This window comes from Ruegeria sp. BF10, from assembly GCF_056538725.1.
Map to the genome: position 1 here is coordinate 551,570 of NZ_JBQFTR010000001.1, position 16,021 is coordinate 567,590.

The 16,021-nt window shown below is 53.8% G+C and carries 9 protein-coding genes and 1 tRNA gene; 7 read left to right on the top strand and 3 right to left on the bottom strand.

The features are described from left to right. The first annotated feature begins 194 nt into the window (after positions 1–194). From ACR0DJ_RS02845 to ACR0DJ_RS02860, 4 genes are all read left to right on the top strand, one after another. Entirely contained in the window at positions 195–1,655 is a 1,461-nt protein-coding gene (locus tag ACR0DJ_RS02845; protein WP_480683811.1) for a patatin-like phospholipase family protein, read from the top strand. A gap of 24 nt (positions 1,656–1,679) precedes the next feature. Next, positions 1,680–4,997 carry a hypothetical protein gene (locus ACR0DJ_RS02850; RefSeq protein WP_480683812.1) on the top strand — a complete coding sequence of 1,106 codons (3,318 nt, stop codon included), beginning with the start codon at positions 1,680–1,682 and terminating at the stop codon, positions 4,995–4,997. A 310-nt stretch (positions 4,998–5,307) separates the two neighbouring features. Continuing rightward, positions 5,308–8,949, top strand: a complete 3,642-nt coding sequence (locus ACR0DJ_RS02855; protein WP_480683813.1) for a CHAT domain-containing protein — start codon at positions 5,308–5,310, stop codon at positions 8,947–8,949. Beyond that, entirely contained in the window at positions 8,949–9,458 is a 510-nt protein-coding gene (locus tag ACR0DJ_RS02860) for a hypothetical protein (RefSeq protein ID WP_425078694.1), read from the top strand. The genes ACR0DJ_RS02855 and ACR0DJ_RS02860 overlap by 1 nt, the downstream gene beginning before the upstream one ends. A 1,271-nt stretch (positions 9,459–10,729) precedes the next feature. Here ACR0DJ_RS02860 and ACR0DJ_RS02865 read toward each other — a convergent pair. From ACR0DJ_RS02865 to ACR0DJ_RS02875, 3 genes are all read right to left on the bottom strand, one after another. Next, positions 10,730–10,804 (bottom strand) — tRNA-Gln (locus ACR0DJ_RS02865). A 90-nt stretch (positions 10,805–10,894) separates the two neighbouring features. After that, a complete protein-coding gene (locus tag ACR0DJ_RS02870) occupies positions 10,895–11,884 on the bottom strand; it encodes an NADPH:quinone reductase (RefSeq protein ID WP_480683814.1) in 990 nt (329 codons plus the stop codon). Between the two features lie 96 nt (positions 11,885–11,980). After that, positions 11,981–12,442: an SH3 domain-containing protein gene (locus tag ACR0DJ_RS02875; protein ID WP_425079047.1), complete on the bottom strand. Its 462-nt coding sequence runs from the start codon at positions 12,440–12,442 to the stop codon at positions 11,981–11,983. Positions 12,443–12,640: 198 nt separating this feature from the next. On the opposite strand from ACR0DJ_RS02875, the gene ACR0DJ_RS02880 reads away from it, so the two are divergent. The 3 genes from ACR0DJ_RS02880 (at position 12,641) to ggt (ending at position 15,935) form a co-directional block, all read left to right on the top strand. Beyond that, positions 12,641–13,627, top strand: coding sequence for a 2-hydroxyacid dehydrogenase (locus ACR0DJ_RS02880; RefSeq protein WP_480683815.1), 987 nt, complete (start codon positions 12,641–12,643; stop codon positions 13,625–13,627). Between the two features lie 20 nt (positions 13,628–13,647). Beyond that, positions 13,648–14,037 carry a GFA family protein gene (locus ACR0DJ_RS02885; protein WP_170343577.1) on the top strand — a complete coding sequence of 130 codons (390 nt, stop codon included), beginning with the start codon at positions 13,648–13,650 and terminating at the stop codon, positions 14,035–14,037. Between the two features lie 110 nt (positions 14,038–14,147). Next, a complete protein-coding gene (gene ggt / locus ACR0DJ_RS02890; RefSeq protein WP_480683816.1) occupies positions 14,148–15,935 on the top strand; it encodes a gamma-glutamyltransferase in 1,788 nt (595 codons plus the stop codon). The last annotated feature ends 86 nt before the right edge of the window (positions 15,936–16,021 follow it).

A 16,021-nucleotide genomic window follows, 5' to 3' on the forward strand; every position in this document is an offset into this window, starting at 1 on the left:
TTTTTACGCGAGATTTGGAATGCGTAAAAGATCTGAGACGGCCGGAATGTTTCGTCTTCGGGTTTGATCACCGGTGAAAAGAGGTGATCATGCAGGTTCGCTAGGCAGTTTGTTTTTGCCAATCCTTCAAGGCAAAGGAAAAACAACATCACTCGAATAGAAGCGCAATTGTACAGATTTTTTTGTGAGTTAACATGCATCTTCTTAGGGAACCCGAAGTCCGTAGACTTCTCATCGACATTAAATCCGAGTTTGAGTTGCAGGCTCCGGCTGGACCAGAGGAGTCCCGCCATGATAAATTACCCGGAATCGATCGGTTTTTCTGGCTGCGAGCAAGTAAGAACGAGTCCGAAAATGATGGCCACAGAATTGGTTCCGTTTTTTCCGAACGTCAACCGAATGTCGAAGGATCTTTTCGACTTTGCAATCTGATCTTGCAGGGTGGAGGTGCGCTAGGTTTGGCGCATGCCGGATTTGTCGCCGGGTTAGAAGCGGCGGGGATACGCTTTGTCGGATTGGCCGGAACCTCGGCCGGCTCGATCATCGCCATGGGCATTGCAGCGATACGCGGAGGCGACCTGACCCGTGCAACCGCAGAACGGCTGGCGGCCCTTACCGAAACAGTCCCAATGGATCATTTCATCGACGGTCCGCGACCAATCCGAAAATTTATCAAACAAGCGCTCAAGCAACCTAAGATCTACCAATTTCGCAGCTGGTTCGGTTTGTTCGCCGCCGTTCGCAGACTGCGTGACAGCCGAGGTTTGAACCCGGGGCGAGCGTTTGAGTACTGGATGCAGTCCGTTTTGGACGATCTCGGCTTCAAGTCCATAGAGGACATGTACTTGGCCCTCGGCCAGATTTGGAACGACCTCGAGGATTTGCGCAACGAAGAACTCGAATTGAAAGGTCAAGGCGAAAAAAAAGCTGTTTTGAAACCCACGACCACAAAGCTGGAACACCCCGGGATTGAACTGCTTCAATTGATTGCCACGGCGATGCCGGTCGGTCTGAAGATGCACTTTCCGAAGGACCTAAACCTGCTAAGTGATGAGTACAGCAAAATTTCTCCTGCGCGGCTAGTACGAACGTCGATGTCAATCCCAGCGTTTTTCGACCCCGTGGTTATGCGACCTGATCGAAAGATCTGGCCTGCGTTCGCCGAAGACACGCTCCGAGGTTTGTTTTCTGAGAATCAGATCCAGAGGTTCAAGGAACTTGAGAAGTTCGTTTTTCTCGATGGCGGGTTAACATCAAACCTGCCCAGTGATTCATTTCGCCAATTGATGCCTGACGTTCCGACCATTGTCGTACCATTGGTCAGCAGTGGAGAGAATCAAAACGTCTCGCAGCGCAGAAGGCTGTCTGATCTAGTCGGTGATGCTATCGCCTGCGCAACAGCAGTTCGGTTGCAGCGTGACCGCGAAATCTGGATTCAAAACGCTGCGCTTCGGGCACAGTTTGAGACTCGGCAAGACCCCAAGATCGACGCGGACTTCGCAATGCGCAAGTACCCCGTAGGAATCGCGCCGATTGATCCTGGCAAGGCCAATTGGCTCAACTTTGTCATGTCGGGTCCCGAGAAGACAGAGCTTTATTTGGCGGGCCTCAAGCGCGCCGAAGCGTTTCTGAAAGAACTAAACAAGACGGAGTAGATGCACGAAAAGGGGGAATTCATTATGCTACATGGTGATTTTGAAAAATATATTGGTACGCTGGAAGAAGAAATAAAGTCTCAGGATACCAAGTCAGACGCAGGCAGTTCTGAGCAGCAGGCAATAGCCGTCAAGAAGATCCTCGAAGGTCTATTGCCGGATATCGAAGCTTTCGACCGTGAGTATGAAGCGCGTAAGAGCGCCACCGATGAGGTTGATGAGCATCGCGCGAAGATAGAAACCGTGCGACGGCACATGCAAGCCAGCTCTGACAAACTCGCACGACTGAGACGAGACGAGCGACAATTCGAAGAAATCGTTAACGAAAACAGGGAGAAGCTGGAATCTGCGCCGGAAGCCGAGCGCGGTGAGCTTACCGAATTGCTGGAAAGGGCTCAGGCCGATTTGAGCAATTGCCGGCAGATCATCAACGATCTTGAAACAGCGATCAGCGAGGCTGGGATTGATCGAGCCGAGGCTCAAGGACAACTGGACGAGGCCGAGACACGCTTGCAGGTGCAGGAACAACGCTGGGAGGCCGTTTATGAGAGAGTTATTGGCGAAATCCAGGACTTGTTGAATTCACTGAACGTGCTGTCCAAAGAGATCATCCTAGGCATATTTCCGAGCGATGGTGCACGGTTTCTCGTTGAGAACAAATCCAAAATCCCACTGCAAAAGCCGGATGAATTGCTTGAAAAGATTAGGGATTTGAAAAGAGCACCCGAAAATGCAGCGCGCAACGACGCCGATCTGTTCTTTCGCCTGAATTGCAAGTCATTGGAGGAAGAACTGCAATCACTGGTGGACCTCCTGACGGCAAAGCGAGTTGCGGAAGAAATGGATGGTCCGACTTACGTGAATCTCCTGCGGCAGAACTACGACCGGATCAGCCAGAAAGCCGAAATGGACGTAAAGGTTCTGGCAGAGGAACAAAAAAAGGCCGAATGCGCCCAAAAACGTTTACAGAATCTTGAGTGTTTCTTAGCTGCGCTGAGCCAGACCTTTTCCGGACACAAAAAGCGGATGAAGACCGAAGAGAGTGCAAGCCTAGCCAGCGGTTTAGAGCCAGAAAGAATTGCAGACCTGTGCAAAAAGGGCGCATCCTTTTGCGAGAAGCTTGGTGATTTTCTCAAGCAAAGCGACGGCAACCTCAAAAACCTGCAAAACGACTTGTGCAGCGCCCCAAATCGAGATGCCGCTGAACAGCAGTCACGCCTCGTTTCGCAAGCGATCGAACGCAGGCCTCTTCTTAGGCCACACCCTTTCATTGTGGCGGCAGTTTTCACGATACTTGTGAAAGGAATTCTAGCGCGCAACAACGCAGAATTGCTGCATGACAATTCAATTACAATCCTGGTTGCAAGCTTTGTCGCAAGTTGGGCCTTTTCGATCTGGTTGGGCTTTTCAGCGCGCAAGAAAAAGATGGAAGCACTGCGTACGCATACGGCGCGTCAAATTCGACACATCATCATGCCACGCAGGTCTGATCCGCAGATAACGAACTTACTCTTCAAAATCGTGAAACGGCTAGTTTCATGGATCAAGAGATCGGTGGCGAAATTGCGTCAAATGATTCTGGGCAGACGCTTGCTAGACGAAGCTGTGAAGTTCCCTTCAATAGAATACGGAGCGAAATCTGCGGGCAACAAGGACCAATCTGTATTTCAGTGGAGAAATGAGAACTTCCGGCGAACTGCAAAAACTTTTGCATTCAACTGCGCCATCTTGGCGTTTCCAGCAGCGGTTTTGTTCGGATGGGATCGTTTTATCGGCAATACAGTTTCGGGTGGCGAGGAGCACCGCGTGTTCGTGGCCCGCTTACCTGAGGCACCTCCATGTGTTTTGGCAAGGGGCCGTCTGGTTTTTGCGACGAAAGCCGACTACTTCGTCCGTGAAGTGGCACCATCCACGGCACATTGGACGGGATGGGTGTTGCAGATATTCCCTGAAATCGGCGCGCAAGTCGTACCTCGGGATCTGGTAATCCGCGTTATCCCCCCTGAACACACGGATGATGATCACGGCTTGCTGGATTGCACGGCAACAGATCCCAATCACAATACCCTGCGCGTCCATCACGCGGGCAAGGCGCTTGATGCTTTGGGCGAAAAAGAAGTGCGCCAAGAGATACTCTCGGGCCTTCAGAAAATTGCTGAAAGTCTGAGCGGGGCACCAACAGCCGTATGGTCCCCCGAGACGGATCCCGAGATTGCAGAGGCGCGCAACGAGATGGAAGAGTTGCTGGCCGTGACCGACCCATCCGAATTCGATGGCCCGCGTTTCGCTGCTGCCTTTGTTCGCATACGGCAGTCTTTGGCGGAAAAGCTTGTGATTGCCGAAAAACTGTCGGTAGCGGATACTATGCGCCTGACATGGCCGCGGACAGGCTCGCTCACTCCGTCGACCAAGTTCCCGAACCCGTTGCAGGTGGATTTGCTCGATCAGGACGAGATAGAGGCGCTGTCTGAGCTGGTGGCCAGGATCGCTACGTCAAACGAGAAACTGGCGCAGCTTATCGAACAGGAACTACCACTGGGAAACAACCCGGCAGCGGTTGTCCTGCCTATCCTGTATGAGTCGCAAGAAAAAACGCCACCCTCAGATGTTCAACCCAGCACTTGGATAACCAACCTTCTCGTGCCCAATGGTGCGCCCGCTGGGAAAAGCTGGCCGGACACTTTGATTTTGCCTTTCTTCAACAACGAAGTGAAATTCAGTGAAAAGGACAAAACGGCATATGAAAAACGGCCATTGCAAATGGCCTTTGTCTTTGGCGCCCGTCAAATCAACTTCGACGACCCGGTGCTGGGAAACTCAGATGAAGGCACGTATTTTGGCCGCATCGCGGAACACCTGGAGCAATGCTTGCAAAGCTCCGACGATCTTGCCTTGGACGGTGCCAGTGCAGAACTGACCTTGGACATAATCGGGCTGGCCAGCCGCACCTGGAAAGACGAGCGCGCCAATTCTTCCAAAGGACAACTGAACCTCGCCTTGGCCGAAGGCCGCAGAGCTGCCACGCTGTACAAGTTGGCCGAGCAGATTTCCGACAAAGAGGCCCAGAACCGAATTCACATCATGATCAGCGACAGCCCAACTGACACCCTGAGCCTTGCCCAAATCTCGGACCTGTTGGCCGGTGAAGAAGAGCGATGGCATGAAAAGCTCCCTGAATTCAGTCGGTTCTCCAAGCAGGAAGAGCTTGCGGAAGCGCGTTCCAACTTCATTACGACATCAGCCTCCAAAGGCGAGGCTGGGCTGCCTCTCGAAGAGCTCTTTGCGCGCTCCGTTGTCGTGAAGGTCGAACGTGTGAGAGGCGGACCATGTGCGAAAACTTGACAGACCAGAGTCAGGCGACCTGCCGCACGTGTCCGTCGTCTGAGCCGAATTTGACAAGATAAACTTGAACGGCTTCTAACACCTGACAGGCGACGTTGATCGTTTTCCTATCTGCAGGTTCAAAACTGATCCTTGGTCTGTTCGATGATGGACTGGACAGACAGTACATCAAATATAGTTTGGAGATAATTCTTAGTGTTTCAAAGGCTGCGAAATCGTACCAACTGATACTAGCTTAACACCTTTACCGATAGCATGTAGAAGTCTACCTTTGTCTCAATTTGTTTCATTTTGAATTAGGAACTCTGTTATGCATCGGAAGTGTGAAAATCCGAGCGGCGAGTGTGATCACGTATTTGAGTTCTCTGACTTCGGTCCCCAAATCAAGATGGCGACCTTCCCAGAAAACCCGGTCGGAACTGCCTTGATGTTCGTCGAAAAAGAGAACGTTACTAGCTGCCCAGTTTGTGGCTACGATAACGAAATTATTGACGGAGCCGCGATAGGTACCGATAGCGCCCTCCATGTGATTTCGCCGTTACCAGAAGGCGAACTGATTGAAAAGATTAGACATACCAACCTTCTCTCGGGCGGCAGAAAGCTGATCTGTTCAGCAGAAAAGCGGCAATTTCGGCGAGAATTCATCACGAGGGAAATGGTTCCACGACTTGAAGTATTCAAAGATATATTTTTGGCTTTGCAGGATGACAGTATCAACGTTTTTCAGGCGGTCTTGTCTCACTATCACGATATTGACGACGAGTTTTTTGCTTCCCTGATCATCGTTGCTTCAGGTGCGGTCGAAATTAAGTCTAGCGTAGCAGATGACATTGAGAATGCGCCTGTCTTTCAGCCCGCGTCCGAGAACGACGAGCGTTTGTCTAAAGAAGAGTTCGCACGTCGGCTGGATTACCTGCGCGGCCTTTTGGGGCGGCTGGCTTATGCGTATTCCGTGTCTTCACTCTTAAATGGGGTACAAGAATCCGGTGACATAAACTGGGGAGTTTCTAGGGTACTTGATGCGTTGCCAGTCGGCTTCCTTCGTTATCCCGAAACATCTGAACATCTGTTGCAGGCTTACCGAGAGTTGGTTTCCCAAGTCACTGAGGATGGTGATGGTTGGATCACAACTAAGTACATTTTCGTTTCAGCCGCAGCTCTGTGCTATTTGGCATCACACGATCCTTTTCCGGATCAGGAGGAATACAGCGACTTTACGGCATTTTTTGAATTCATGAGGGAATCAAATGGTTCTAACGAGCGCCAATTGATCGCTCCGGAAGTTGTTCGAAGAATGATCGATAGGTCCACGTTTGCGCGCGCGGTCACAGATTTCGGGAGGTCCAGTTCGGACAACGAGAGCGACATAACCTCTAAGGTCGAGAAAGCGATGATGGCAAACCGCGTAGTCCAGAGGATATATCCGAGGGAAGCGGCGATTACGCAACCTACCATTCAACTAACCAACCTCAAGCGGGATCAAGTTGCACCGCTGATGCTGGATTTATTCAATCACATTATGCAGCAAGATGACCTTGATGTGCTTGAAGGCATGCGTTTCCTGATCAGAAATATGTTGGTTTCAACTTCGTCAGAGTGGCACGAAATCGTATTTCACACTGCGTTTCAAATTGTTCTTAAAGGCGAAGACCGGGACAGGTTTGCTTTGGCATGCCCCCTTATTCAGGCTCTCAATTCGTATGGTTGGTACCAAACCGGGATGGAGTTTTCTGATGAAATCACAAAAAGCTTTGACGACTGGAGCTATCCGAAAGAACAAACCTTGGGGTTTCCCTTTGAATCCTATTTCCATTGCGAAATAGGAAATTGTCATCGATATGCGGGCAGCTATCAAGACGCTTTGGAACATTACGAAACTGCGATTAGGAAGGAAGGCGAAGGAATCTCTCCCGGTGATGTATTGGTGCTGATGAGAAACAGTGCAATTGTCCTAAGGAGTATGGGTAGAACTTCAGAAGCAGCGGAGATATTTGAGAAAATTCTTCCCTTGGCCAACAGTGACGAAGCGATTGGCATTGAGACGAGCTACGTCATTTGTCTGATCCTTGAAGGACGTCAAGAAGAAGCCACTAAGAGGTTATTGTCGTCGGAAAAACTTCTGCGTGGTCGTTCCATTAGCGGAGTTGATGAGCGCAGCCTATCGCTGATGATAGCTGAGGCCTATTACTCAAAGGGAAAGCTGCAGCAAGCGCTTGAAATCTATGATGCACACGCTGCCTTGGACCTCAACAAAGTTCCAGTTGGGTTCACGGCCTATCCGACGGCTCGAAGCCTAGAAATTCAAAAAAAGTTGGGCAAAAAAGTATCAAGGGATCAGATCGACAACGTATTATTGTTGATCAGTGAGAGCCTTCGAAGAGGAGATTTTTCTGCAGGTCTGTCCGAAGCGAAAGCTGGATTAATTGTTCTCGGTTCAAATTTGCTGTCCTCAGACTCGCGTCCAGAGGAGGCTGAAGCCTTCATAGACGAGTTCGGCCAAGTTGGGGGCCATAGTTGGAGAGTTCAGGCGAACAAGTTAAGGCTTCTAGTGTCGCGCAAACATTCAGCGGCAGAGTTGAATGATGCAATATTGAATACGTTGCAGTCTTTGGACGACCATGTCGAGAAGACAGACCCAGACGGTGATCCACTTTCTCTTTTTGGTCACTTCCAAACTGATATTTCGATAGTTGCGGACATCGCGAGTTGGGCACGGTCCAACAACGCAATCTCACCAAGCTTGACAAGGGCTGCGGTAGATTTTCAAGCATCGCCGGTCATAGCGCGTCGAATAAATTCGCGACTAGGAGAAAACGCGTCCCTGCTTGCAGCGACAGACGAAAATACCAAGAAATTACTCTCTGATGCAGAAACGGCCATTTTTCAGTTCTTTGCGCCGCCCGGCGAAGGCAAATTGATGGCATACGTGAGCTACACAGTCGGAACAGGGCTAGTTTCCACCCTGCTAGAATTCTCGATTACTGCTAGTCGGACCAAACGGTTGGGAAGTATGATCAGTTTTCACATCAATCGTCTTCCCACCACCAGTAGTACGCTTTGCTTGGACAGAATGGCTCAAGTCCTGGGGGAGCTGGAGAGTTTTAGAAAGACAATTCCGAGTGCATTGTGGGAGTACAAAAACTTCCGCATCATATGTGGCCCTGCAGACCCGACTTTCTTAAGCTTAGCGCTCGGTGAACACAACAGCGTGTCGATTGCGCCAAGCCTGTCCAGTGCTCTGAGGTTAGATGAGCGATCACGGGGCTTTCCTCGTGAATTGAGGTTGGCAGATTTTTCTGTGTGGCGAGCAGGAGACCGAGATGACATCGTCGCAAAACAAATTTCGGTTGGAGAGGCACTGGAACGGACCTCTTCTTCCGAGCCGAATGTGAAGGCCTATGTGCACAAGATTGGGCGAGAGGCGTCTGCTTCAGATCTTGCACAGTGTTTACAGGCGTCGGACGTCTGCCGAATAACAGCTCATGGCTATTTGGACGCTCAGTCTGGGTATTTTAATCTTCTCGTCTCTTCGAAAGGAGGTCTCCCGCCATCTGCCGTAGCAATGATGGGGGACAAGGCGAGAAAGAACTATTCTTTTGAGTTCTCGGGAAGTACAACTTTGTCCTCCTCGGCTTCAATCGTGGTTACCTCTTCTTGTGAAGGAGGATCCGTTTTGACAGCTCTCGGATGGGAACGGTTAGGTTTGGAACGTTCCCTGTTCTTGTCTGGAACAAACTGCCTTGTAGCCCCCTTGTGGGAGATGCCGAGCATCGCTGGAATGGAACTCACCTCAGAAATCGTGAGACGCATTGTACAAGAAGAGACAAAGTCAGTTCAGGATGTAGTGTTTGACGTTACACGGGACGCGGAACGGGATGGAGTTTCTGCCATTGCGTGCAGGGCAATGAGAGTGTTTGGTTCCAGCCATAACTTGAAGCGAAGGAACCAGTGATGAGTGATTCTAACGAAATTGAAAATTTGAGTGATGCGCAAGTTTTGGAGGTGTCGAGATCAGTTTTGCCTGATCTCTTGGACGTTGCTGACGAGATTCATGCTGAGGAAAAAGTTATTGCCGAGCTCGGAATCCCTGAAGACGAGCTTATCAACTTTCGAGCCAGTATGAAGCAATCTGCCGAGGGTTTTTCCGACGATACGGTTGGACTGTTGAGAGCAATCTTACTGGGTCTTTGGGAGACTGAATACCGTGCTGGTATTGAAACCGCTATTCAAGACAGTTCGAAACGTCAGACGATTGCAGGAGTTGAATTGCTGGTGCTAGGGGCGCTTTTTGGGGCGCTGTACATTGTCATTGCTAAGAAAGGAAAAATCGAAGAAATCGAAACCACCACGACGGAAAAAAAACCAGACGGTGCCATTGTCGTTACGGTCAAGACGGAAAAGAAATACCTTAATCCTTTGAACCCTTTGAGCGGAATCATCGGAAAACTCATCGGAAAATGACCTCGATTGATCGCTGGAGGGCCACTTCATATTAGTGCTTATGGGTCAACTTCACATAGGTATCTATAAACTGAAGAAGGAACATGAACGGTGGGTTTCAGCGATGTTCGCGACATTCGTGACATGTGCAGCATCACGCTCTTTGGGCTCGATACGGTCATTCGCCGTTGTCCGCTCGAACGTCCGCTTCTGCGCCAAGGGTCAGCCACTTCATCAATGCCAACAAACAGTCGCCAGCCGGTCGGCCTAACTGCTTAGAGCTCAAAACAGCCAGTTATCCAACCTTTGCGTGGCGCACAGAAGCTGACCTCGGAAAAGTGTTACCCGCGCTCGAATTCAGTGGTAGCGGTTCACTTGGCGTTGCATCTGGGTGCAATGACGCAAGATACGCACAACCGGGTGTATCATGGTTACTGCGTGTTCGGTGCGAGTGTGCCAGATATTTGAAGCATTACGAAGCATTACGACCTCCCATTGATGACGTAACGTTAACTTGGATGAACGAGAGGTTCTGTGAACTGGGACACAGAGCGCCATTACAAGTTTCCGCCGCCCGCCAGCACCAGAGACCACCCGTCAGCCCCCGGAACCAGTCGTCAGCGGTTGTCACAGCGCCAGTGAACGATCGATCTAGCGGTAAAATGCCCCCGAAACCGCCCCAGTTCCGGCCACCGGTTGGAAAAATTGATGGGTTTCATCGGTGGGCAAGGATTCCTACCACCCCAGCCAGATCTTCAGGACATGGTTGAACAGTAGGCACTTGGAGCCAAACCCTCCAAGAAATGCCCCCGTTTCTTCCGCCTGCTCATAGAGTACCTCACAGTGTCCACCATCGATAGTGGACACTTAGCCCCCGATAGCGGCAAGCGTTAGGTTGGGTTCAACGGACGCTTACCTTGGTCGATGATTACATGGAAATGCGTTATCTCCCCCGCTGCCCTGTCTATCGGGCCCGTCAGCGTATCTTCAGCGAGAGGATAGCGTATCTGGATTCTCTTGGGGGATGAGGAAACTGGGGTGATCGGGAGGGGGAGAGGTTTGAGTTTCTCTTCTCCTCTTTATCCCGCGTTTTCCATTACTTATCCCTATGCCGACTATACTCAGCCATAACCGCTATCGGCCTCTCCCTCTGTTTGGGGGAGGTCACCGCTGACGTGCAGACAGAAAGACAGACTAGCAAGACATGTGTGATCTGAGCGGGGGCATAAACGGGGGCATTTCTTGGAGGGTTTGGCTCCAAGTGCCTACTGTTCAACCATGTCCTGATGATCTGGCTGGGGTGGTAGGATTCGAACCTACGATACACGGTACCAAAAACCGCTGCCTTACCACTTGGCTACACCCCAACGGTGAGCGGCTGTCTACGATTGTTGCTGGCGGGGATCAAGAGCGTTTTGTCAAAAAAACTCAGGTTGAACCGATTTTTTTCAGGGCGGTCATTTGGTGTCGATCAACACGGCTCCGGTCCGGTTTCCGTCCTGCACCATTGCATGAGCAGACGCGCATTCCTCAAGTGCAAAAACCTTTTGAACAGGGCAGGTCAAAGCGCCATCCGCCAAGGCCTTGTGAAGGGTCTTCACGGCATTGGCACGAAGATCCGGCGGAAGAAGGTAAATCAAAATGGTCTCAAGCGTCATGGCTTTGAACATCATCGGTCCGAACGGAAACACGGGGGTCATGTCCTGCGCGGACCCATAGGCGTTGATGCGACCGTTCTCGGCGATGACCGCGGCGTTTGTTTGAATATTCAGGCCGAATTCAACGTCGATGATTCGGTCGATCGTCTTTCCTTCATTTGCATCGAGAACTTCGGTGGAAAGATCCTCGCTGGCGTAATCAATCACGATATCTGCGCCGGCTTCCCTGACCCGGTCAAAGTTGCGAGGGCTGGCGGTCGCAATCACGCGCGCGCCCGCCCATTTGGCAAGCTGAACGGCCAGAAAGCCAACGGTGCCCGCGCCACCATGTATCAAGATCGTATGCCCATCGGGGCGGCCGCCTGAAAACACCGCATGGCAGGCGGTGAGACCGGGGATGCCCAGAATCGCGCCGGTCTGCAACGACACCGCATCCGGCAGAGCCACGGCCTGCGCATCGGGAAGGGTGATGTGGCTGGCGGCGGTGCCGAAAGGGCGTTGCCATTGCCCGTTCCAGATCCACACGCGCTGACCGATCCGAGATGCGGATACGCCATCGCCAACGGCCGAGATTACACCAGCGCCGTCACTGTGCGGGATGATCAGGGGGAACGGCGGCTCTGTCACGCCCGGTCTGGTCCCGGCGCGGGCTTTGACGTCGGAAGGGTTCACCCCGGAAAAGGACAGCTCAACCGTGACCTCACCCGGACCCGGCGGGACCAGAGGGAGGTCCTGTATCCGCAGGACATCGGCCGGGTCTCCGAAGGTGGAATATGTAACTGCGCGCATGATAGCCTCCGTTTTGGTCGAGTTTCACAGCATATCGGCGGGAAACTCAAACACCTTGTCGCGGGTCCGAAACGCGGGGGAAGGTCAGCCCTGTGTCTATTCGCGAACCTCGGACGGGTCGACGCCCCAAAGGTTCGATTTCAATGTCCAGCCTCGATATCCGCCGGCAGAGATTTGGCACCAGTCCAGCGAACAGGTTCCCAGTCGGGCCACGACCCCGGATTCGAAATGCGCATTCACGGGTGAGGTCGGATCGGGTCGGGCATAGACAGGCAACATATCGGCTTCAACCAGCACTGTCCGAACACCCGACAACAGGGCGTAGTGAACCCAGCCTCCAGCGCCGTCGCGGTCCTGAACCCGTCGCCAGTTGCCGTATTCGGCAGTGACCTGAAGCGGCATTCCGCGCCGTTTGAACACCCAGTCGATTCGATGCGTCAAAGAAGGTCCGCGTCTTACGTTGCCTTCTGCCGCTTTCATCGAGACATAACGGGGCAGGGGGAGGTTGGTGACCGGTCCACGTTTCACGTCGGCAAACGCAGCCCATGCGCCGAACATGATCAGAAATACGGATAGTGTCGCCAGACAACGGCGATTTACCGGTCGAATACCACTCACTGACTGCCTGCTCTTATGCCTGTTGATCCGGTTCCGAAAAAAGGTGGACTCAATGCCAAAGGGGTTCTTGTGCCCCGCCTTTTCCTGCGCCACGATGCCATGGCGCGCGTCCGTTTGCAAAGCAGTGGGAGGGCCGAGGTGCCAAGAGAACGTTTGAGTGTTGTCGTTACGCGACGGTTGCCCGAAGCGGTCGAAACACGTTTGAGCGAGTTGTTTGATGTGCGCTTGCGCGAAGATGACACTCCGATGACGCGCGAGGAACTGGTGGCCGCAGTGCAAGACGCCGATGTGCTGGTGCCTACGGTAACTGATGCGATTGATGGCGGTCTGCTGGGCCAGGCGGGCGAACGGCTGAAGCTCATTGCCAATTACGGTGCCGGTGTCGACAATATCGACGTGTCCACCGCGCGTCAGCGTGGAATTCTGGTGTCGAACACGCCGGGGGTGCTGACCGATGACACCGCCGACATGACGATGGCCCTGATCCTGGCCGTTACCAGACGCATTCCCGAAGGTCTGAGCGTGATGCAGCAGGGAGATTGGTCCGGCTGGGCGCCCACCGCGTTTCTGGGAGGTCGTATCGGAGGTCGTCGTCTGGGCATTCTGGGCATGGGCCGGATCGGGCAGGCGGTGGCGCGACGTGCGAAAGCGTTTGGAATGCAGGTCCACTATCACAACCGCCGCAGGCGGCACCCCGAGACCGAGCAGGAGCTGGAGGCAACCTATTGGGAAAGCCTGGATCAGATGGTCGCGCGAATGGATGTGATCTCGGTCAATTGCCCTTCAACGCCGTCGACCTTCCATCTTATGAACGCACGTCGTCTGAAACTGATGAAACCCTCGGCAGTGATCGTAAATACGTCACGTGGCGAAGTCGTGGATGAAAACGCCCTGACCCGGATGATCCGCGCAGGTGAAATTGCGGGGGCGGGGCTGGATGTCTACGAAAAGGGCACTGACGTGAACCCGCGTCTGCGGCAGCTGCCCAATGTGGTTTTGTTGCCTCATATGGGATCGGCAACGCTGGAGGGCCGGGTGGAGATGGGCGAGAAGGTCATCATCAACATCAAGACTTTCGAAGACGGCCACCGCCCGCCGGATCAGGTCGTGCCGGCGATGCTGTAGCGCTCTGGAAAGGAGCAGGAATGGACGTCTATGAAGGAGGGTGCCGTTGTGGAAATCTGCGCATCAGGGCTTCGGGTCGTCCTCTGCGGGTCGGAATCTGTCACTGTCTGGACTGCCGCAAGCATCATGGCGCTTTGTTCTATGCAGCGGCCGTTTTCCCGGATGACAGAATTGAGGTTTCCGGCGAAGCGCGCGGTTATGCTGACAGGTTCTTCTGCCCGGGCTGCGGCTCTCCGGTCTTTGCGCGCAGCGGAGTTGAAGTTGAAGTGCATCTTGGGTGCCTTGATGCGCCAGACCAGTTGACGCCAACATATGAAAGCTGGGTCTCCCGGCGTGAAGCGTGGTTGCCCGAGTTCCGCGGTATGACCCGTTATGATCGGGATCGATTGGTAGACGACGCAAAGGCCTAACGCGTGCTGCGGACGTCCGCCGTGTGTTGATGGCGTGCAGCTTGGACTTGTTCACAGCGTGTTTGGCGCGCGGTTTTGAAAATCAGGGATGTATTGGAGGATTTGATCAGATGAGACGTGTTTCAGTTCTACTGTTTTCTGCATTTTGTTTTGCAGCTCCGGGGTTCGCTCAGGAAGCGGCCGATGCCGTTGCGCCGGAAACGGCCACGAAAGGGCAGGTACAGGCCATGACCGACGAGGTCATCGCGGCGCTCAAGGCCAAGCTGGATGGCGTTCCGGTCACGTCCCAGAACTGGATGGTCGCCGCGGCCAACCCGCTGGCGGTGGAAGCCGGCGCCAGAGTATTGCGCGCAGGTGGGTCTGCCGCAGACGCCATGGTTGCGGTGCAGGTCGTGCTGGGCCTGGTCGAGCCTCAATCCTCGGGCTTGGGCGGCGGTGCGTTTCTGGTCTGGTACGATGCAGCGACCGGTCAGATCACAACTCTGGACGGGCGTGAAACGGCGCCGCTGGCGGCCACGCCGACCTTGTTTCAGGACGAAAATGGTGAACCGCTGAAATTCTTCGATGCGGTTGTCGGTGGGCTGTCTGTGGGGACGCCGGGCACACCTGCCTTGCTGGAAGAGGCGCATCGCCGCTGGGGGCGTTCCTCGTGGCCTGGTTTGTTTGCCGATGGAATAAGGTTGGCGGATGAAGGCTTTCTGGTGTCCCCGCGCCTGGCCAGCCTTGTCGAAAAAGATGCCGAGCGTTTGTCGCGCTTTCCGGAAACGGCCGCGTATTTTCTGCCGGGGGGCGCACCGCTGCAACAGGGGCAGCGCCTGATGAACCCGGCTTATGCCGAAACATTGCGTGTGCTGGCCAGTGACGGGGCGGCCGGATTCTACGGCGGTGAGATTGCCGCGGATATCGTGCGCACGGTTCGCAACGCTCCGGGCAATCCCGGTGTTCTGTCCGGTGCGGATCTTGCGCTGTATCAGGTGATCGAGCGCGAGCCGGTTTGCGCAGAATACCGCGCCTACGAAGTCTGCGGCATGGGCCCGCCGTCGTCGGGTGCACTGACCGTGGGGCAAATTCTGGGGATGCTGAACAGCCATGATCTGGCGGCCATGGGGCCGGAAAGCGCCGAGGCCTGGCGGCTGATCGGAGACGCTTCGCGCCTCGCCTTTGCGGACCGGGGCCGGTACATGGCCGACAGCGATTTCGTACCCATGCCGACCAAGGGGCTGGTTGATCCGGCCTACCTGTCGCAACGAGCGGAATTGCTGAACACTGAAGGCGCGCTGGCAGAGGTCGGACCCGGTCAGCCGGAATTCGATCACGCGCTGAACTGGGCGGATGACGTGTCGCTGGAATTGCCTTCGACCTCGCATATCTCGATCGTCGACGGCTATGGCAACGTGCTGTCGATGACCACGACCATCGAGAACGGCTTTGGTTCACGCCTGATGACAAACGGGTTCCTTCTGAACAACGAAATGACGGATTTTTCGTTCAAGACCCACAGTAACGGCGTGCCGATCGCCAACCGGCTGGAGCCCGGAAAACGCCCGCGTTCCTCCATGAGCCCAACCATCGTGATGCAGGATGGCACACCGGTTTTGGCCATTGGTTCTCCGGGCGGCAGTCGGATCATCGGTTATGTGGCCAAGTCGATCATCGCTTGGGCCGACTGGGGCATGGATGTGCAACAAGCCGTGTCGCTGCCACATCTCGTCAATCGTTTCGGGACGTATGATGTCGAGGCCGGGACCTCTGCCGAAGGCTTTTCCGACGGGCTGACTCAGTTTGGGTTCGAGGTAAACCCGCGTGACCTGACATCTGGCCTTCACGCCATCGAAATCGGCGAAGGGCTGAGCGGTGGCGCTGACCCCCGTCGCGAAGGTATCGCGCTGGGCGAATAGACCCTCGGTATTTGTGGGGATTGCCCGCACTTGGTGGGCCAATTAGTCATACACTGAAAGGCCCGCGATGTGCTGCGGCAAGGGAG